At 44.8% G+C, this 1,009-nt stretch carries 2 protein-coding genes; both read right to left on the minus strand.

Translation table 11 applies throughout. The features are described 5' to 3' along the window. Positions 1-759: phage late control D family protein (locus tag ACFIKG_RS09430; RefSeq protein ID WP_375652215.1), on the minus strand; the 759-nt coding region annotated here is incomplete at its 3' end. After that, positions 756-980 carry a tail protein X gene (locus tag ACFIKG_RS09435; protein WP_273783422.1) on the minus strand — a complete coding sequence of 75 codons (225 nt, stop codon included), beginning with the start codon at positions 978-980 and terminating at the stop codon, positions 756-758. The genes ACFIKG_RS09430 and ACFIKG_RS09435, both read right to left, overlap by 4 nt. Positions 981-1,009 lie beyond the last annotated feature (29 nt).

Raw genomic sequence — 1,009 nt, forward strand, 5'->3', positions numbered from 1 at the left:
ATCCATATGGATAAAGTTTTCATCATCATCAATCTCTTCTGGTTCTCGTGCATCAGCCGCGGCTTTTTGGTCGTCTCCCACATCTGTTTCTAAGCCATTGGCTGCACCTGCTTCATCACGCGCACTGTATTTAAAATCCCAAGAGGTGCAATGTTTTTCATGGATAACAACTATGGGGAGTGTTTCACCGGTGATGGCTTTGCCTTCACCCCGTTTGGCAAGAACAAGTTTACCATCAACGGGCTTTGCTACCGCATCATATTCTTCTGCAAGGCGTGCAGCAAAAGCCATATCGCTTTCAGCTGTTTGGTCAATGTGACGCACAACGATTTTTGCAAGAGAAGGATCAACCTTTGGCGTATAGCCATTACGCTCTGCTATCTCTTGAACAATACTGCCAAGGGTTTGCTGGTGATAGGATTGGCTTTTGGGGGTTCTGTAAGACGTGTTCATTGATGCGGCGCGCCCTGTCACGCTTAAGCTTTGTGGTGGGCTGCTTACAGAGATTTCGTCTATCAGATAGGCTCCCATATCGCGGTTTTTTCCGCCTTCATAGCCAAGTTTTACAGAAATGACTGTCCCGATAAGAGGAATATCAAGAAAGCCGTTATCACTGTCACGCGCACGGTCATCAAGCTCTATGGTAATACGATCACTTTTGTTTTCTGCTTCATCGGTAATTTCAATCGATAAAACATAGTCCATGAGCGTTTTTGTGATGTCTTCTCCATTTGCCAGAACCATGCAAAAAGGTTTCATGATTTGCTACCCCAAATTCTGATTACTGGTGTGGCTTTCGGATAGGGGAGGGTTGGTAAGAGTATCGTGATGCCTGCTTTTAAAATGGGTCCATAGTCTGCAAGCCCCAAATTCGCTGCATAGACGCGTTCAACAGCAAGGGCTTGTTGACCCTTTGCATAGTATTTCCAGCAAATGGCATCAACCATATCACCATCTTTGGTCATATAAAGATCACTCATAGGTCTTCACCATATTCTCTCAACTTTAT

The organism is Bartonella sp. LB28NMGDW (assembly GCF_042194435.1).
GTDB lineage: Bacteria > Pseudomonadota > Alphaproteobacteria > Rhizobiales > Rhizobiaceae > Bartonella > Bartonella grahamii.